Source organism: Streptomyces sp. NPDC001443, from assembly GCF_053597355.1.
Genome location: NZ_JBSFIA010000028.1, coordinates 1 through 18698, shown reverse-complemented (window position 1 = coordinate 18698; position 18698 = coordinate 1). Strand labels below are relative to the sequence as shown.

Genomic DNA, 18698 nt, shown 5'->3' with positions numbered 1-18698 from the left:
AGACGAAGCCGACACGGGGAGAGCCGACCGATGCGCACTGCCGTACCGACCGACCGCGAGCGTACCGCCGTACAGGCCTATCTGCGGCTGCTGCACACCGTGCGGGCGGCCTTCGACGACACGGGTGCCGGGCCGTCGGGCGGGCGGCCCGCCGTGGTGCCGCCCGGCGTGCTCGCGGAGGCCGAGCGGGCCCTGGACGCGGCGGGACTCGCGGGCAACGAGGAGGAGTTCTTCCGGCTGCTGCACACCTGGTCCTGGTCCCCACGGCCATGACCGCCCCACCGTTCGAAGCGCTCAGGCGTGCGGTACCGCCACGGCCGTGGCCACGATCCCCTTGTCGACGGTCCACCGGCCCTCGAAGAACCGCACGCGCCGGCCGTCCACCACGGGTCCGGGGACGAGGAGTTCGGCGCGCAGCGTGCCGTGCGGCCGCTCGCCCGGCTCGACAGCGAGGTCGATGTCGGCCTCGGTGAACTCCAGCCACTGTCCGGTGAGGGGGAACCACGCCTTGTAGACGGACTCCTTGGCGCTGAACAGGAGCCGGTCCCAGTGGATGTCGGGGCGGTCCGCGGTCAGCCGGCGCAGGCGCTCGGCCTCCACGGGCAGCGACACCACGGGCAGGACGCCGTCCGGCAGCGGCTGGTGCGGCTCGGCGTCGATCCCGAGTGAGGCCAGGTCGTCGGCCCGGACCAGGGCGGCGGCGCAGTAGCCGTCGCAGTGCGTCATGCTGCCCGTCAGCCCGGCCGGCCACCGCGGCGCTCCGCGCTCACCGGGCAGCACCGGCTGCGGCGGCACCCCGAGCCTGTCCATCGCACGGCGGGCGCAGGAGCGTACGGCGGCGAACTCGCGGCGCCGCTTGGCGACGGCCTGTGCCACGACCGCCGCCTCCTCGGGGTACAGCGCGGCCTCCTCGGACCCGTCCGGGCGGTCGTCGGCGTACGCCTCCACGACGACCACCGACCTCGGCAGCAGTTCCTCGATCACGCGGTCCCGTCCTCCTCAGGCAGGATGCGGCGCAGCCGTCCCGGCGGCTGCGGGCGCTTGCGCCACTCGCGCGGGTATCCCACGGAGACCTCCTCGAAGCGGACGCCCTCGTGCCGGGTGGTCCGCGGGATGTGCAGGTGGCCGTAGACCATGGTCTCCACGCGGAAACGGCGGTGCCAGTCGGCGGTCAGCCCGGTACCGCACCACATGGCGAACTCGGGGTGCCACAGGACGTCCGTGGGGTGCCGGTCCAGCGGATAGTGGTTGACGAGGACCGTGGGCAGGTCCGGCGGGATCTCCTCGAGTCTGCGCGCGGTCTCGGCGACCCGGGCCCGGCACCACGCCTCCCGGCTCGGATAGGGGTCGGGGTGCAGCAGGAACTCGTCGTTGCAGACGATGCCGGTGCCGTGCGCGTACGCCAGCCCCTCCTCCTTGGTGGTGCAGCCGGCGGGCAGGAAGGAGTAGTCGTACAGCAGGAACAGGGGTGCGACGACGACGGGGCCACCGGGGCCTTCCCAGACGGGGTAGGGGTCCTCGGGAGTGAGCACGCCCAGGTCGCGGCACATCTCGACGAGGTGCTCGTAGCGGGCGACCCCGCGCAGCGTGACGGAGTCCTTGGGATGGGTCCACAACTCGTGGTTGCCCGGCGCCCAGACGACCTTCTCGAAGCGGCCGACGAGGGTCTTCAGCGCCCAGCGGATGTCGGAGACGGTCTCCGAGACGTCACCGGCCACGAGGAGCCAGTCGGCTTCCGACTCGGGGCGCATGGCCTCGACCAGGGCACGGTTCTCGGCATATCCGATGTGCAGGTCGCTGATGGCCAGCAGTCGTCCGGTACCGCCGACCGTCGACGTCACCTCTCGCCTCCCTGTCGCCCCACGTCCGCGCCCGCGGCGGCGGCCGCATCCAATCGACCGCTCCACGAGATCACATCCGCCCGGGGGTGGCAAGAGCGGCCCGCGACGGCCGGAAGGGCGGAGGCGAGAGGGCCGGAAGGGCGGAGGCGAGAGGGCCGGAAAGCCGGGAGCGGCAAGGGGATACCGGATCGCGCCGCCCGCATCCGCATGATCGGAAAATCCGTAACACGCGCGTTGCACGCGAGGGCCTCGCCAAGCCGTATGATCGCCCCAACACCTCCGCTACGACCTCCCCTTCGAACAGGGCGGTTTGGTGTCCCTCCAATCTCCTTTCCCGGGCACGGGCCGCTCCGCCCTGCCCGAAATGCCCTGAAAGGCGGCCTGCATGCCCTCTCGCGTACGCGTCTGGCTCAACCGCACGTACGCGGAGAACGTGTTCTTCATGGATCAGCTGCGGCGAAATCCCAGCGATCGGGCGGTCGAGATCCATGCGACGCACGGCGACGCGGACTCACCCGTGCTGGCCGCGGCCGACACCGCCGACCTCGAACCGGAGGGCCTGTCCCCGGCCGCGTACGTCGAGTACGCCCTGGACCAGTGCCAGCGCCGCGGCATCGACGTGTTCGTGCCCCGGCTGCACCAGGCGGCCGTCGTGGCGCACCGCGCCGACTTCGAGGCGGTCGGTACGGCGCTGCTCGCGCCGACCCCCGAGGCCGTCGCCGTCTTCGAGGACAAGGTGGTCGCCTACGAGGCGGTCCAGGCCATCGGCGTGCCGGTGCCGCCGTGGTGGCGGGTGCGTACGGCGGACGAACTCGTGTCCGCTGTCGAGGAGCTGGAGGAGGCCGGACACAAGGCGTGCTTCAAGCCGGCGTCCGGCGCGGGCGGGGTCGGCTTCCGGGTCGTCACCCGGACACCGTTCTCGCTCGTACAGCTGAGCGGGTTCCCCAGCCCGTACGTGCCGCTCGACCTGGTCGAGGACGCGCTGCGGCGGGCCGACGAGCCGGTCGACTGGCTGGTGATGCCGCGTCTGGAGCAGCCGGAGGTCTCGGTCGACTGCCTCACCGGCACCGACAACCGCGTCCGGATGGCCGTGGGCCGCACCAAGAACGGCCGCCGCCGGGGCTTCACCCTGCACGAGCAGTGGCTGGAGCCGGCCCGGCGGATCGCCGAGGGCTTCGGGCTGCACCACCTGTCCAACATCCAGTTCCGGATGTTCGGCGACCAGCCGGTCCTCATGGACGTCAACACGCGCCCCGCCGGCGGGCTGCACCAGCTCTCCCTGTGCGGGATCAACGCGCCCTGGGCGGCCGTCCAGCTGGCGCTCGGCGAGGACCCGGGCGACGTCGTGCCGCCGTTCCTGGGGCAGGACTACACGGTGGTCTCGGGCCCGCGCCAGCTGCGGCCGGTGACGCTGCCGCAGCAGCGCCTGGAGGAGACCGAGCCGCTGCTCCCGGCCGTCCCCACGCAGGCGATCGCCCCGGCCCAGCCGGTCGTCCTGGCCCAGCCGGTCGAGCAGGTCTAACCGGTCGACCGCACGGGCGCCGACGGGCGCCAACAGGCTTTCTTCGCCCATAACTTGATACCGGTCTGGACCAATCATGACGCAGCACCTTGACACCATGATTGGTCCATACCAACTTGGTTGCGCACCGCACTGCACCGCACTGCACCGCACTGCACCGCACTGCACGTCCCCGCACTTATGTGCACTCCCGAACACCCCCATTCCTTCAGGGAGATCGTGTGCGCACCTCATTCCTCGTACGTTCCAGACGGCGCCTGCTCGCGCTGCTCGGCACCGCGGCACTCGCGGTCGCCGGGGCCGTCGCCCTGCCCGGCACCGCCCAGGCCGCCAACGTCCTGACGAACCCCGGCTTCGAAACGGGCAGCCTCTCCCCCTGGTCCTGCACCGGCAACCTCGGCTCCGTCGTCTCCTCCCCCGTGCACGGCGGCTCCAAAGCCCTTGCGGGGGCGCCGAGTTCGAGCGACAACGCCCAGTGCGTCCAGACCGTCTCCGTCCAGCCGAACACCGCCTACACGCTCAGCGGCTGGGTGCGCGGCAGCTACGTCTACCTCGGCGTCGACGGCGGTGCCTCCACCTGGACGACGTCCCCGTCGGCGTACAGCCAGCTGACGGTGTCCTTCACCACCGGTGCCTCCCAGACGAGTGCCAAGATCTATGTGCACGGCTGGTACGCGCAGGGCACCTACTACGCCGACGACATCAGCCTGGACGGACCGGGCGGCGGGGGCGGGGGCGGTGACACCCAGGCGCCGACCGCGCCGACGGGCCTGACCTCCACCGGCAAGACCTCCTCCAGCGTCTCGCTGTCCTGGGGCGCCTCGACGGACAACACCGGTGTCACGGCGTACGACGTGTACAGCGGCTCCAACAAGGTGCTGAGCGTCTCCGGCACGTCCGCCACGGTCGGCGGGCTGGCCGCCAGCACCGCCTACACGTTCACCGTCAAGGCGCGGGACGCGGCCGGGAACACCTCGGCGGCCTCCAACGCGGTGACCGTCACCACCAGCGCGGGCAGCGGCGGCGGCACCGGCTTCAAGCAGGCCGCCCCGTACCTCTACCTCGGCTGGGGCGACCCGCCGAGCGCGACCTCGGTGATGAGCTCGACCGGGATCAAGTGGTTCACGATGGCGTTCATGCTGGACTCCGGCGGCTGCAACCCCGCCTGGGACAGCAGCCGTCCGCTGACCGGTGGCACCGACCAGACCGTCATCAACCAGATCCGCTCCGCGGGCGGTGACGTCGTCCCCTCCTTCGGCGGCTGGCAGGGCAGCAAGCTCGGTGCCAACTGCTCCTCCGCGAGCGCGCTCGCCGGGGCTTTGCAGAAGGTGATCGACGCCTACTCCCTCAAGGCGATCGACATGGACATCGAGAACACGGACGAGTTCGAGAACGAGGCCGTCCAGGCGAAGATCCTCACCGCGCTGAAGACCGTCAAGGCGAACAACCCCGGTCTGAGGACGATCGTCACCTTCGGCACCTCGACCACCGGCCCGACGTACTACGGCAACCGGCTGATCGAGCAGGCGAACTCGCTCGGCGCCGACATCGACGTCTTCACCATCATGCCGTTCGACTTCGGCGGCGGCTCCGACATGTACGGCAACACCGTCAACGCCACCGAGGGACTCAAGGCCAAGCTGAAGTCCACCTTCGGGTGGGACGACGCCACCGCCTACTCCCACATCGGCATCTCCGGCATGAACGGCCTGTCCGACCAGCAGGAGAACACCACCCCGGCGATCTGGACGTCGATCCGGGACTGGGCCAACTCCCACCACATCGCCCGCCTCGCCTACTGGGCGGTCAACCGCGACCGGCCGTGCGCGGGTGGCGGCGTGGTCAGCAACTGCTCCGGAATCAGCCAGAACAACTGGCAGTTCACGTCCATCACGGCCGGTTTCACCGGCTGAGCGGACTCCTGCGAACCGCCCCCACAGGAGAGTTCCCCCCGGTGCTTCGAACCGGGGGGAACTTTTTTCCGCTCAAGGTGTATCAGGCAACGGGCAGCGGGCTCTCCATAGTGAAGGACACGGGGAACACGGGGGAACACAGGGAAACCCGAAGGCTCGGGGGAGCACGGGGGTCCCACGGGGGAACGGGGGCTCGGGTCGGTCGGCCGCTGTCACGGGGAGCGACCGGCCGACCCGAAGGGGACGGTCCGGCAGGACGGTCCCCGCTACCTCAAGTACGCCAGGCCCGGATGCACCCCGGCATAGTCCTCCATCAGCCTGCGGGCCACGTTCACGGAGTCGACGAGCGGGTGCAGCGCGAAGGCCTTCACCGCCGTCGCGCGGGAGCCGGACCCGGCCGCCGCCAGCACCTGGCGTTCGACCCCCTTCACCGCGCAGACCAGACCGGTGGCGTGCTCGGGCAGCGGGGCGACGGCCACGGGGTGGGCGCCGTTGGCGTCGACCAGACACGGCACCTCGATGACGGCGTCGGCGTCCAGCGCGTGCAGGGTGCCCTGGTTGCGGACGTTGAGGATCAGCGTGGTGCGCTCGTCGCGCGCGACGGCCCTCATCAGGGCCAGCGCCACCTTCTCGTACCCGCCGGACAGATCGTCCTCCTCGCGCTCACCCGCCCCGGCCGACTCCCGGTTCTCCGCCATGTACGTGGCCTCGCGCTCGGCGCGGGTACGGTCCCAGGCCGCCAGCGCCGACACGTCCTCGCGCGCGGCCTGTTCATAGAACTGGGCCTGTTGGTCGAGCAGGAAGGCGCCGCGGGTCTTCTCCGCCTGCCGGTAGGCGTGTACGGCCTCCCGGTTGAAGTAGTAGTAGTGCAGGTACTCGTTGGGGATCGCCCCCAGGGAGCGCAGCCAGTCGGCGCCGAAGAGCCTGCCCTCCTCGAACGAGCCGAGCAGGCCGGGGTCGGCGAGCAGTCGCGGAAGTTCGTCGCGCCCGTCGACGCGCAGACCGCGTACCCAGCCCAGGTGGTTGAGGCCGACGTAGTCGATCCAGGCCTCGCGCGGGTCCGCGCCGAGCACCCGGGCGATACGGCGGCCGAGGCCGACCGGGGAGTCGCAGATGCCGATGACCCGGTCGCCGAGCAGGCGGGACATGGCCTCGGTGACCAGGCCCGCGGGGTTCGTGAAGTTGATGACCCAGGCGTCCGGGGCCAGTCGGGCCACCCGGCGGGCGATGTCGACGGCGACGGGCACCGTGCGCAGGCCGTACGCGATCCCGCCCGCGCCGACCGTCTCCTGGCCGAGGACACCCTGCGCGAGCGCCACCCGTTCGTCGTCCGCGCGGCCCCGGAGACCGCCGACGCGAATCGCGGAGAACACGAAGTCGGCGCCCCGCAGGGCCTCGTCGAGATCGGTCGCGGCGGTCACCTCGGGCGCGTCCGGCACCCCGGCGGCCTGCTCGGCCAGCACCCGGGTGACGGCGGTCAGCCGTCCGGGGTCCAGGTCGTGCAGCACGACCCGGGTGACCCGGCCCTCGGCCCGGTCGCCGAGCAGCGCCCCGTACACCAGCGGCACACGGAATCCGCCGCCGCCCAGAATCGTCAGCTTCACGCTGCTTCCGCCCTTCCTGTCCGGACCACCCGCGCACCGGCCCCCGCCGCGAGGACCCGGGTGCCACGACGTGAACGCTAACCGCCGTCCCGGGCCGCCCCCGCACGCCACCCTGACCGTGCGGGGGCGGCGAGCGACGGCGCGGGCGGCGGCAGGGAGCCCGACGGGCTCCCCCGGCCTCCCGGTCCGCGGCCACTGAGCCGCCATCGGGGCCACCCCGCGTCTTCAGAGCCGGTTCATCCCGGAGTCCCGGGGCCGCGGAAGGGTGCGACGCGTGAGCGACGGAAGACCTGCCCACCGCACACCGGACCCGGGGCCGCCGTCCGGGCCCGGGGAAGTCGTGGTGCCGGCGCGGGAGATGCCCGCCCCGGTGTGGTTCGGATCGTTCCGGCACGAGGGCGTCGTCGTCGGCAACCGACAACGCACCCGGGACCTCACGTGGCTGGCGGGCACCTGGGAGCTGACCGCGGCGGACGGCCGGACCCTGACCGGACCGGCCCCGCTTCCCGCGCTGCGGCCGGGCGAGACGGCCGCCGTGCCGTTGCCGTTCGCGCTGCCGCGCGACGGTGGCGAGGTCTGGCTGACGCTGCGCGTGACCACGGCCGAGGACCTGCCGTGGGCGTCCCGCGGCACCGAGGTGTGCGCCCCCCGGCTGCGGCTGCTCCCCGCAGCGGGACGGCCTCGCCGCGGAGCACCCGCGGGTGCGCGTCCTGCCCATGAGCCGGGCGGAACCGCGCGGGCCGGGGCCGACAGACCCGGCTTCCCCCGGGCCGTCGCGCCGCTGGGGCCTGTCTGACCATTCGCGTCTGCCCGGCGAAGCCATGCACGCTCCCCCAAGGGGGGGGGAACCCCCACTCGCCGCACCGGCCCCGGACCCGAGTACGTCCAGTACGCGGGCCTGGGGCCGGCACACCGAGAGCACGCTCCCCCCCGAGCTCTCGGCTTCGCTCGAGCGGGGAGGGACCCCCATGACACCGCCGGGCCGCCCTCCGGGCGACGACGCGAATCGTCGGACAGGCCCCAGGCGCCACCGGATCCCGCACGAACGCCGTCGCACGGCCGTACCGACCCGCTCACGACGGGCGGCGGGTCCCGCCCCGTCCCGCCGGTCTTCGCGGACGTCGTACGCTGGGCCGCTCGCCCTGTTCCCGTCCACGCGCAGGAGCCCCGGATGCGTACGCTGCACCCCGATCCGGGCCGTCGGCCCCACCGGCCCCGGCCGTGCGGGGACGGCCGGCCGTGACCGGCGCCCGCTCCGCACCCGACCGTCTGCTGGCGGTGCTCGCCGCGTTCGACCACGAACACCCCGCGCTGTCCCTCACCGACATCGGCCGACGGGCCGGACTGACGCTGACCACGGCCCACCGGCTGGTGGGGGCGCTCACCGAGTGGGGGGCGCTGGAGCGCGACGGGACGGGCGCGTACCACATCGGGCTCAGGCTCTGGGAGGTCGCCGCCCTCGCCCCGCGTGGGCTCGCGCTGCGCCAGGTCGCGCTGCCGTACCTGGAGGACCTGTACGAGGCGACCCACGAGAACGTGCAACTGGCCGTGCGGGACGGGACGGACGTCGTCTACATCGAGTGGCTCTCCGGTCGCTCCTCGGTCGGCGTGCACATCCGGATCGGCGCGCGCTGGCCGCTGCACGCCACCGGTGTCGGACTCGCGCTGCTGGCCCACGGTGAACCGGAGTTCCAGGAGGCCTACTGCGCGGGACCGTTGGCGTCCTTCACGCCCCACACCCTCACGGATCCGGCTCGCCTGCGCCGTGAGCTGGCCGAAGTCCGGCGGACCGGGGCGGCGGTGAGCAGCCGTCAGGTCACCGACGACGCGCTGTCGGTGGCGGCGGCGATACGCGGGCCGGACGGCGCGGTGGTCGCCGCCGTCTCGGTCGTCGTGCCCCACGCCCATTGCCAGGTGCCGGAGTTGATACCGGCCGTGCGCCTCGCGGCGCGCGGCATCTCACGGGCACTGGGCTGGCGCCCGGCCCCGGCGGCCGGGGCCCACGGCGGTCACTGGGCGTAGGTGAGCTGCTCCCGGTACCCGGTGACGCGGACCTTCCTGCCCGAGGGCGGGACCACGGCCATGGCCATCACCGAGTCGATGCGGGTGAGGGTCAGGACCGTGGTCCGGCCGCCGAGGTAGATCTTGGAGACCACGGGCAGGTCGTCGAGGTGCAGGTCGTTGCCGCCGCACTCGGCCTTGCCCCAGTTCCTGTAGCGGTAGCCGAAGTCGTAGAGGACCAGCGCGCCGCCGTCCTTCGTCCGCACGCCGTACGCCGTGTCGGCGCCGCCGGCCTCCGCCTCGTACTCGCCTTCGACGCAGTGGTCGTCGAAGGACGCGCGGTTGGTGTAGGCCTTCTTCCAGGCCTTGACGGAGTCGGTCTCGGCGAAGGTGGCGGCGGCCTTCCTGCCGCCGGTCACATAGAAGTCCTGGGACAGCGCGACCAGGTCGCCGGCCTTCACCGACCCCACCTTGTCGGCCGTCGCGACCGGGGTGGCGAACCCGTCTCCGTCCTCGGCGACGGCCGGCAGCGCGTCGGTGATCTCGCCCACGGCGACCGCCTTCCAGGCCTTGCCGGTCTTGGCCTTGTCGTCGACGACCTGCTTGAAGGCCACCAGCCGACGGTGGTCCTCGGCGATGCCCTCGCCGGTGATCCGGGTGTCCACCAGGAAGAAGTCGGCCGCCCCCTTGGGCGGGATGTAGAAGCGGGCGCCCTCGACCGGGTAGGAGAAGGGCGTCTCGGACTTCGTCTGCTCCTTCTTCGTCCAGGCCGGGTACTGGTGGAAGGCCGCCTTGCTCTGCGACAGCAGCGCGCCGCTCTCCACGGTGGCGGTCTTCTCGCCGTCCTGGGTGGTGTTGGCCGCGTTGTTGACCTCGGTGTAGGTCCGCAGGACAGCCTTCGCGTCCGCGAGCGCGATCACCCCGCCGGTGTCGCCGCCGTCCTTGTCACCGGACGAGTCGGCGGCCCCGTCCGAGCCCGAGCAGGCACCGAGGGCGAAGGCGCAGAGGGCGGCGCAGACGGGCAGCAGACGGTTACGGCGCAGACTCATGATTCCCCTGTCGTGGTCCGGGCGTGCTCACGACAGGTTAGCGAGTGCACATCCTCACCGAAATCTCAGGTCCCGGGCGGGGATTCAAAGGCCGTACCCAGGTGGCGGTCGCAGGATGCACGCGCATACGTGGACATCTCAGGAAGGCCAATCGTGGGCGTCTCGCACATATCGAACCGGTCCGGGCAGTTGCCGCGGGGGTGGACCCGGCGCGGGGTCCTCGGGGCCCTCGGCGCGGTGTCGGGCGCCGCGCTGACCGGGTGCAGCAGCGCTGCGGCGGACGCCTCGCAGGGGGCGACGACAACGGCGGCCGCGACCGTGAAGGCCGCCGCGACGAAGCAGCCGGCCGTCTCCGTCACGCCCGCCGACGGCACCAGGAGGGCCTCGTTCACCAGCCCCGTCGAGGTCACCGTGACCGACGGCACCTTCACCTCCGTGACGGTCACCGGCAACGACGGCTCCACCCTGGAGGGTTCGCTCGACGACGCGAAGACCCGGTGGACCTCGACGCGGAACCCGTACTCGGGCACCAAGTACACGGTCTCGGCGCAGGTGGCGGGCGCCGCCGCGCAGAGCGCGACCTTCACCACGAAGTCGCCGGGCGAGACGTTCGTCGGCTACTACACGCCCGAGGCGGGCTCCACCTCCGGCGTCGGCATGCCCGTGTCCTTGACGTTCACCCACGCGGTCGCGGACCGGGCCGCCGTGGAGAAGGCCGTCACGGTGACCGCCGAACCCGCCGTCGAGGTGGTCGGCCACTGGTTCAGCGACACCCGGCTCGACTTCCGGCCCGAGACGTACTGGACGCCCGGCACGAAGATCACGCTCAGTCTGCGGCTCAAGGACGTCGAGGGCGGGGACGGCGTCTACGGCGTCCAGTCGAAGGACGTCGTCTTCCACATCGGCCGCGAGCAGATCACCACGGTCGACCTCGCCACCAAGCGGATGACGGTGAAGCGGGACGGATCGGTCCACGCCACCTATCCCGTCTCCGGGGGCAGCGCGGAGCACACCACCTGGTCCGGGATCATGGTGATCAGCGAGCGGTTCCGGCAGACCCGCATGGAGTCCTCGACGGTCGGCCTCGGCGACGAGTACGACATCGCGGACGTCCCGCACGCCCAGCGTCTGACCACGTCCGGCACCTTCATCCACGGCAACTACTGGGCCTCCACCTCGGTGTTCGGAAGTCAGAACACCAGCCACGGCTGCGTCGGCCTGCACGACGCCAAGGGCGCGAGCGATCCCGCCGTCGCGGGATACAAGTTCTACGAGAGCTCGATGCTCGGCGATGTCGTGATCGTGAAGAACTCCGGCGAGAGGACCGTCGACCCGGCCAACGGTCTCAACGGCTGGAACCTGTCCTGGGCGGACTGGAGGGCCGGGAGCGCGCTCTGACGCCGGTACCCGGCGGGGCGGCCCGCGGTCGCGTGCGTCGACATGGCGATGTCGTGGCGCTCAACTGCCGTACTGTCACGGCACATTCATACATTCATAGGGTTAACTCACCTGCGGCGTAAGGAATTTCTCGGTTTCACCTCTTGACGACGGACGTGCCAGGGAGCACATTGGCCGCACTTTGAGAGCGCTCTCAAGAACCCTGGGCGCTCTCCCCGCGCTCCAACACCCGCGCACCCCACTCCGTACCGAGAGGCCCCCCATGAGCCAAACCTCCGGCATGCCCGGGAGGCGGCGCCCCGTCCGGCGCGCCCTCGTCGCCGTCCTCGGCACCCTCGGCCTGGCGGCGATGGCCGCCACCGCCGCCACCCTGCCCGCCAACGCCTCCGCGCCCGGCGCCCCGTCGGGCTGGACCCAGGTCTTCCTCGACGACTTCAACGGCACCGCGGGAACCGGCGTCAACACCTCCAACTGGCAGTACGACACCGGCACTTCGTACCCCGGCGGCGCCGCCAACTGGGGCACCGGCGAGGTCGAGACGATGACGTCGAGCACCAGCAACGTCTCGCTCGACGGCAGCGGCAATCTGCGCATCACCCCGCTGCGCGACTCCGCCGGACGCTGGACCTCGGGCCGCATCGAGACCACGCGGACCGACTTCCAGCCCCCGGCCGGCGGCAAGCTGCGCGTCGAGGCCCGCATCCAGATGCCCAACGTCACCGGTACCGCGGCCGAGGGCTACTGGCCCGCGTTCTGGGCGCTCGGCTCGCCCTACCGGGGCAACTACCAGAACTGGCCGTCCGTCGGCGAGCTGGACATCATGGAGAACGTCCAGGGCCTGAACAAGGTCTGGGCCACGATGCACTGCGGCACCAACCCGGGCGGCCCGTGCAACGAGACCACCGGTATCGGCAACTCCGTCGCCTGTCCCGGCACGACCTGTCAGTCCGGCTTCCACACCTACACCATGGAGTGGGACCGCTCGGTGAGCCCCGAGGCGATCCGCTTCTACGTCGACGGCGTCAACTACCACACCGTCACGGCCAGTCAGGTCGACGCGACGACGTGGGCCAACGCCACCAACCACGGCTATTTCGTCATCCTGAACGTGGCGATGGGCGGCGGCTTCCCCGACGCGTTCGGCGGCGGGCTCGACAACGACACCCAGCCCGGCCACCCGATGGTCGTGGACTATGTGCAGGTACTCCAGTCGACGGGCAGTGGGAGCGGTACCACGCCTCCGCCCACCGGCAACCGTGACGCCTACAGCGCCGTTCAGGCCGAGTCCTACGACAGCCAGTCCGGTGTCGTCGCCGAGACCACGACCGACACCGGCGGCGGCCAGGACATCGGTTCGCTCGCCAACGGCGACTGGGCGCTGTACAAGGGCGTCAACTTCGGTTCGACGGCGGCCACCCAGTTCAACGCCCGGGTCGCCAGCGGTGCCGCCTCCGGCGTCAGCGGCCTGGTCGAGGTACGCCTGGACAGCCGCACCAGCACGCCCGTCGGCAGCTTCGCACTGGCCAACACGGGCGGCTGGCAGTCCTGGCGGACGGTCCCGGCGAACATCAGCTCGATCACCGGCACCCACGACGTGTACCTGACCTTCACCAGCGGCCAGCCCGCCGACTTCGTGAACGTCAACTGGTTCGACTTCGGGCACTGAGGTTCCCCGACCGACCGCCGGCGGCGCCGGGCGAGCGGACCCGCACCGCCGGGTCCCGGGCCCGGCGCCGTCGGCGTGCGGCCCCCCGGGGCGCCCGATCCGGAACACCCCCCTCCCCCGACGACGATTCCGTTCGGGGTCGGTTCGGCAACGAATCGGGCGGCCGCAGCGGAGGAACGCCGCGAAGGCGCATACTGGGGGCAATGACAAAGCCTGCTGCACCGAAGCGTCGTTTGCCCACCAGCCCCTTCAAGGCCCCGGTCCCCCCGCCGCCGAAGCATTTCGCCGTGGGCGACAAGGTCACGCACGACATATACGGACTCGGCCGGGTGATCGGCATCGAGGACGGCATCGCGGCACTTGTGGACTTCGGCTCCGCGCAGATGCGGATCCTGAGCCCGTACGCCAAGATGACCAAGCTCTAGCGTCGCCCGGGCAACGTCTGCCCGAAGAGGCGGACGGCGCCTGTCGCGACACACCGGGCCGGCTCAGCGGCCCGCACCGAACGGAGATCTCTCATCGACCTGACCTCGCTGTTCTCGGCCCTGGAAGGGCAGCCCCGCCGCTCCGCCGAAGCACTGCCGCCGCCGGCGACGGACCCCTTCCAGGCCCCGGATTTCGGAGCGGCCGAGGCATTCCCCGAGGCCTTCCCGCCCGAGGAGACACAAGCCCCCGCCAGGACCCCACGCTCCTCGCGGCGCACCGACCGCACCCCGCGCGCTCAGCGCGCATCCCGCTCCAGGGCGGCCTAGGGCCTGTCCGGCGGACCATGCCGCAGACGCGGGGTCCGGCGCGCCCTCCCCCAGAGGGGGACCTCCAGCGGCGTTGTCGTCGGTCGCCGACGACAGGCCCTGGGCCACCGGGCGACAACACACGGACGGCCGCGACCGGGACCTGCCCCGGCCGGCCGCGCCCGAGCACGCACCCGGATCGCGGTCGAACCCTCCGGCGTGCGCACCCCGGCGAAGGCCGGCGCATTCTGCGCGCCGGCTTCGACAGCTCCGACTCCGCATGGTCAGGGCGTTTCGTGGTACCCGCGCTCCCTCCGCCTACCACCGTCGCCCCACGTTCACCACGGGCTGACGCACCCCGCCTTCCCTCATAAAAGTCAGACTTTTAATATTGAACACGTCAGGTGACAGACGGCGCTCGATCCTTCACAAGGTGATGACTTACGATCCCGCGATCCCGGAGCGGACCGGCCGAGGCCGCCGCGTCCCACCCCCGGGCACGCCCGGCGGCGCACACCGCCCGCGCCGGGCCGAGCGCGGTGTGGCCGGGTGTCGCCGCCCGCGAGACGCTGGAGGCCGAGGGGAACGACATCCATCGGTGTCGAAGCCGCGCGCCGAGTGGTTCGAGGAGCGGTCGCACGCCTGCCGCGAGCGTGTCCTTCCGCCGTCCGTGCGGGCCCGCGTCGCAATCGAGGGCGGGATCGATCCGGCGGGGTACCGGTTCCCAGAGGGCGCCGGACGCATCGCCTCCCTCGAACGTCCCGGCGCCCGCGCCGACACCCGGACTCGTCGCGCCGCCCATCGCCTCACCCCGACAACGTCGCCGCGAAAGCCCGGGAATCCCTGGCCGCCGCGCGCGGTTGATCAGACGGCAGGAAAGAAGATGATCACAGTGAACGAAGCGACCGCGACCGCGGGAGCCCTTGAGCGCCTCTCCGACGAAGGCGTCTCGATCTGGCTGGACGACCTCTCGCGCAGTCGGATCACCTCCGGCGACCTCGCCGGACTCGTCGAGAAGAAGCATGTGGTGGGCGTGACCACCAACCCCTCGATCTTCCAGGCCGCCATCGGCTCCGGCGAGGGCTACCAGGAGCAGCTCGCCGAGCTGGCGGCGCGGGGCGTCCCGGCGGACGAGGCCGTACGGATGATGACGACCGCGGATGTGCGGGCGGCCGCCGACGTCCTGCGCCCGGTGCACGAGGCGACCGGCGGCCGCGACGGCCGGGTCTCGATCGAGGTCGACCCCCGGCTCGCCCACGACACGCGGGCCACCGTCGCCGAGGCGCGGCAGCTGGCCTGGCTGGTGGACCGCCCCAATGTCATGATCAAGATCCCGGCGACGAAGGCGGGGCTGCCGGCGATCACCGAGGTCCTCGGCCTGGGCATCAGCGTCAACGTCACGCTGATCTTCTCCCTGGAGCGTTACCGCGAGGTCATGGACGCCTACCTCGCCGGCCTGGAGAGGGCGCGGACGCGCGGCCTGGACCTGTCCGCGATCCACTCGGTCGCCTCCTTCTTCGTCTCCCGCGTCGACAGCGAGATCGACAAGCGGCTGACGGTACTCGGCACGGCCGAGGCCCTGGCGCTGAAGGGGAGGGCGGCGCTGGCCAACGCGCGGCTCGCCTACGAGGCGTACGAGGAGGTCTTCGGCGGTGAGCGCTTCGGCGCCCTCACCGGCGAGGGTGCCAACCGCCAGCGCCCGCTGTGGGCCTCCACCGGGGTGAAGGACCCGGCGTACAAGGACACGCTGTACGTGGACGAACTGGTCGCCCCCGGCACGGTCAACACCATGCCGGAGGCCACGCTCGACGCCACCGCCGATCACGGCGACATCCACGGCGACACGGTGACCGGCGGCTACGACCGCGCCCGCGCCGACCTCGCCGCCGTCGAGGGACTCGGGATCTCCTACGACGAGGTGGTGGCGCGGTTGGAGGACGAGGGCGTCGCCAAGTTCCGGGCGGCCTGGCAGGACCTGCTGGACGCCGTGACGAAGTCGATGGACGGCAAGGGAGTTGAGGCGCGATGACCAGCACGCCCGACCAGGGGACGGCACCGGAGGAGGCGTCCGCCCCGGTCATGCCCGCACCGGAGGAGCTGCACGTCCCGGTCCTGCCGGCGTCGGAGTGGGTGAACCCGCTGCGGGACGAGCGCGATCGACGTCTCCCGCGGATCGCCGGGCCGTCCGGCCTCGTCATCTTCGGTGTCACCGGCGACCTGTCCCGCAAGAAGCTGATGCCGGCCGTCTACGACCTGGCCAACCGCGGTCTGCTGCCGCCGGGTTTCTCGCTCGTCGGCTTCGCCCGCCGCGACTGGGAGGACCAGGACTTCGCGCAGGTCGTGCACGACGCGGTGCGCGAGCACTCCCGCACGGAGTTCCGCGAGGAGGTCTGGCAGCAGCTCGCCGAGGGCATGCGGTTCGTCCCCGGCGACTTCGACGACGACACCGCCTTCAAGCAACTGCGGGAGGCCGTCGAGGAGCTGGACACCTCCCGGGGCACCGGCGGCAACTTCGCCTTCTACCTCTCCGTACCGCCCAAGTTCTTCCCGAAGGTCGTCCGGCAGCTGAAGCGGCACGGCCTGGCGAACGCGCCGGAGGGCGCCTGGCGGCGCGCGGTCATCGAGAAGCCGTTCGGCCACGACCTGGCCAGCGCCCGGGAGCTCAACCGGGTGGTGCACGACGTGTTCGACCCGGAACAGGTGTTCCGCATCGACCACTACCTCGGCAAGGAGACCGTCCAGAACATCCTGGCGCTGCGTTTCCCCAACCAGATGTACGAGCCGATCTGGAACCGGTCGTACGTCGACCATGTGCAGATCACCATGGCGGAGGACATCGGCATCGGCGGCCGGGCGGGCTACTACGACGGCATCGGCTCGGCCCGTGACGTCATCCAGAACCACCTGATCCAGCTCATGGCGCTGACCGCGATGGAGGAGCCCATCGCCTTCGACGCCGAGGCGCTGCTCACCGAGAAGCTCAAGGTGCTGAAGTCGGTGCGGCTGCCGGAGGACCTGGGCGCGCACACCGTCCGGGGGCAGTACGCGCAGGGCTGGCAGGGCGGCGAGAAGGTGGTCGGCTATCTCCAGGAGGAGGGCATCGACCCGGGGTCGACGACCGACACCTACGCGGCGGTCAGACTGGAGATCGACAACCGCCGTTGGGCGGGCGTGCCGTTCTATCTGCGGACCGGCAAGCGGCTGGGCCGCCGGGTGACCGAGATCGCGGTGGTGTTCAAGCGCGCCCCGCACTCCCCGTTCGACTCCACCGCCACCGAGGAACTGGGCCAGAACGCGATCGTCATCCGGGTCCAGCCCGACGAGGGCATGACGGTGCGGTTCGGTTCCAAGGTCCCGGGTACCTCGATGGAGATCCGGGACGTGACGATGGACTTCGCGTACGGCGAGTCGTTCACGGAGTCCAGCCCGGAGGCGTACGAGCGGCTCATCCTGGACGTGCTGCTCGGCGACGCCAATCTGTTCCCCCGTCACCAGGAAGTGGAAGAGTCCTGGAAGATCCTCGACCCGATCGAGGAGTACTGGGCGGCGCACGGCCGGCCGGCCCAGTACCCGTCGGGCAGCTGGGGACCCGAGGAAGCCGACGAGATGCTCGCACGAGACGGACGGAGCTGGCGCAGGCCATGAAGATCGACCTGACCGACACCACGGCAAGCAAGATCAACAAGGCGTTGGTGCAGGGCCGCCACGCCATCGGCACACCCGCCGTGGGCATGGTCCTGACCATGGTGGTCGTCACCGACGAGGAGAACGCCTACGACTCGATCAAGGCCGCCGAGGAGGCCTCGCACGAGCATCCCTCGCGGACCCTGGTCGTCATCAAGCGGCACGCCCGTACCCCGCGCGACCGCACCAACTCCCGCCTCGACGCCGAGGTACGGGTGGGCGCGGACGCCGGCACCGGCGAGACGGTCGTGCTGCGCACCTACGGCGAGGTGTCCGACCACGCCGACTCGGTGGTGCTGCCGCTGCTGCTGCCGGACGCGCCGGTCGTGGTGTGGTGGCCGGTGAACGCGCCCGACGTGCCCGCCAAGGACCCGCTGGGCGCACTCGCCCAGCGCCGCATCACCGACATGTACGCCGTCGACCAGCCCCTGAAGGCGCTGGAGGCGCGGGCGAAGTCGTACGCGCCCGGCGACACGGACCTCGCCTGGACCCGGCTGACGCCCTGGCGTTCGATGCTGGCCGCGGCCCTGGACCAGGCGCGGACGAAGATCTCCTCGGCGACCGTGGAGAGCGAGGCCGACAACCCCAGCGCCGAACTGCTCGCCCGCTGGCTGGAGGCCCGGCTGAAGGTCGGGGTGAACCGCGTGGTCACCGCGGGCCCGGTGGTCACGGCCGTGCGGCTCGGCGTCGCGGGCGGCGAGATCGTGATCGACCGCCCCGAGGGCCCGCTGGCCACGCTGTCCCTGCCGGGCCAGCCCCCGCGCACCCTGGCGCTGAAGGTCCGCCCCACCTCCGAACTCATCGCCGAGGAGCTTCGCCGCCTCGACGCGGACGAGATGTACGCCGTGGCGCTGCGCGGCGAAGGCACCAAGGAGACCCCCACCCATGTCTGACTCCCCCAGGCTCACCCGGCGCCCGCAGTGGACCGCGCTGGCCGACCACCGCGCCGGATGGCAGCAGGGCCCGCAGCTGCGTGAGCTGTTCGCGTCCGACCCGGAGCGCGCGGAGCGCTACGTGGTGCGCGTCGGCGATCTGCGGATCGACTACTCCAAGCACCTCGTGACCGACGAGACCCTCGCCCTCCTCCAGGAACTGGCCGTCGCCACCGACGTGTTCGGGCTGCGGGACGCGATGTTCCGCGGCGAGAAGATCAACACCACCGAGGACCGGGCGGTGCTGCACACCGCGCTGCGCGCCCCGCGGGACGCGGTGGTCGAGGTCGACGGCGAGAACGTGGTGCCCGGTGTGCACGCCGTCCTGGACCGGATGGCCGCCTTCGCCGGCCGGAT

The 18698-nt window shown here is 71.7% G+C and carries 15 protein-coding genes and 1 pseudogene; 12 read left to right on the top strand and 4 right to left on the bottom strand.

The features are described 5' to 3' along the window. Positions 1-30: 30 nt before the first annotated feature. Positions 31-273, top strand: a complete 243-nt coding sequence (locus ACWC24_RS26345; protein WP_450665342.1) for a hypothetical protein — start codon at positions 31-33, stop codon at positions 271-273. Positions 274-294: 21 nt separating this feature from the next. Here the strand turns inward: ACWC24_RS26345 and ACWC24_RS26340 are convergent, their stop codons facing one another. Both ACWC24_RS26340 and ACWC24_RS26335 read right to left on the bottom strand, forming a co-directional pair. Beyond that, positions 295-984, bottom strand: a complete 690-nt coding sequence (locus ACWC24_RS26340) for a 4'-phosphopantetheinyl transferase family protein (protein WP_450665341.1) — start codon at positions 982-984, stop codon at positions 295-297. Then, on the bottom strand, positions 981-1841 hold the full coding sequence (locus ACWC24_RS26335) for a metallophosphoesterase family protein (RefSeq protein ID WP_450665340.1): 861 nt from the start codon (positions 1839-1841) through the stop codon (positions 981-983). The genes ACWC24_RS26340 and ACWC24_RS26335 overlap by 4 nt, the downstream gene beginning before the upstream one ends. 385 nt (positions 1842-2226) lie before the next feature. Between ACWC24_RS26335 and ACWC24_RS26330 the strand changes: the two genes are divergently transcribed. Together ACWC24_RS26330 and ACWC24_RS26325 are read left to right on the top strand one after the other, a co-directional pair. After that, entirely contained in the window at positions 2227-3363 is a 1137-nt protein-coding gene (locus tag ACWC24_RS26330; RefSeq protein WP_450665339.1) for an ATP-grasp domain-containing protein, read from the top strand. A gap of 221 nt (positions 3364-3584) precedes the next feature. Further along, positions 3585-5276, top strand: a complete 1692-nt coding sequence (locus ACWC24_RS26325; RefSeq protein ID WP_450665338.1) for a carbohydrate binding domain-containing protein — start codon at positions 3585-3587, stop codon at positions 5274-5276. Positions 5277-5542: 266 nt separating this feature from the next. Here ACWC24_RS26325 and ACWC24_RS26320 read toward each other — a convergent pair whose 3' ends face one another. Then, a complete protein-coding gene (locus tag ACWC24_RS26320) occupies positions 5543-6880 on the bottom strand; it encodes a 6-phospho-beta-glucosidase (protein WP_450665337.1) in 1338 nt (445 codons plus the stop codon). 274 nt (positions 6881-7154) lie between these two features. Between ACWC24_RS26320 and ACWC24_RS26315 the strand changes: the two genes are divergently transcribed. Together ACWC24_RS26315 and ACWC24_RS26310 are read left to right on the top strand one after the other, a co-directional pair. Continuing rightward, positions 7155-7676 carry a DUF4981 domain-containing protein gene (locus ACWC24_RS26315; RefSeq protein ID WP_450665336.1) on the top strand — a complete coding sequence of 174 codons (522 nt, stop codon included), beginning with the start codon at positions 7155-7157 and terminating at the stop codon, positions 7674-7676. A 443-nt stretch (positions 7677-8119) separates the two neighbouring features. Continuing rightward, positions 8120-8902, top strand: coding sequence for an IclR family transcriptional regulator (locus tag ACWC24_RS26310; protein ID WP_450665335.1), 783 nt, complete (start codon positions 8120-8122; stop codon positions 8900-8902). Here the strand turns inward: ACWC24_RS26310 and ACWC24_RS26305 are convergent. Continuing rightward, positions 8890-9930 carry a hypothetical protein gene (locus ACWC24_RS26305; protein ID WP_450665334.1) on the bottom strand — a complete coding sequence of 347 codons (1041 nt, stop codon included), beginning with the start codon at positions 9928-9930 and terminating at the stop codon, positions 8890-8892. The two genes, ACWC24_RS26310 and ACWC24_RS26305, sit on opposite strands and share 13 nt — an antisense overlap. Before the next feature lie 153 nt (positions 9931-10083). Here ACWC24_RS26305 and ACWC24_RS26300 point away from each other — a divergent pair, with 153 nt between their 5' ends. The 7 genes and pseudogenes from ACWC24_RS26300 to ACWC24_RS26270 form a co-directional block, all read left to right on the top strand. Next, entirely contained in the window at positions 10084-11328 is a 1245-nt protein-coding gene (locus ACWC24_RS26300; protein WP_450665333.1) for a L,D-transpeptidase, read from the top strand. 262 nt (positions 11329-11590) lie between these two features. Then, positions 11591-12994 carry a glycoside hydrolase family 16 protein gene (locus ACWC24_RS26295; protein WP_450665332.1) on the top strand — a complete coding sequence of 468 codons (1404 nt, stop codon included), beginning with the start codon at positions 11591-11593 and terminating at the stop codon, positions 12992-12994. A gap of 203 nt (positions 12995-13197) precedes the next feature. Then, the gene (locus tag ACWC24_RS26290) at positions 13198-13419 is read left to right on the top strand and encodes a hypothetical protein (protein WP_351621766.1); all 222 of its coding nucleotides are present in this window, start codon (positions 13198-13200) and stop codon (positions 13417-13419) included. 1189 nt (positions 13420-14608) lie between these two features. Then, on the top strand, positions 14609-15754 hold the full coding sequence (gene tal / locus ACWC24_RS26285) for a transaldolase (RefSeq protein WP_450665331.1): 1146 nt from the start codon (positions 14609-14611) through the stop codon (positions 15752-15754). 50 nt (positions 15755-15804) lie between these two features. Further along, a complete protein-coding gene (gene zwf, locus ACWC24_RS26280; RefSeq protein WP_450665435.1) occupies positions 15805-17370 on the top strand; it encodes a glucose-6-phosphate dehydrogenase in 1566 nt (521 codons plus the stop codon). After that, positions 17367-18302, top strand: a complete 936-nt coding sequence (gene opcA, locus ACWC24_RS26275) for a glucose-6-phosphate dehydrogenase assembly protein OpcA (RefSeq protein ID WP_450665330.1) — start codon at positions 17367-17369, stop codon at positions 18300-18302. Before zwf ends, opcA begins: the two co-directional genes overlap by 4 nt. Continuing rightward, positions 18295-18698, top strand: a pseudogene (locus ACWC24_RS26270) (glucose-6-phosphate isomerase); the annotation flags it as partial. The gene opcA and the pseudogene ACWC24_RS26270, both read left to right, overlap by 8 nt.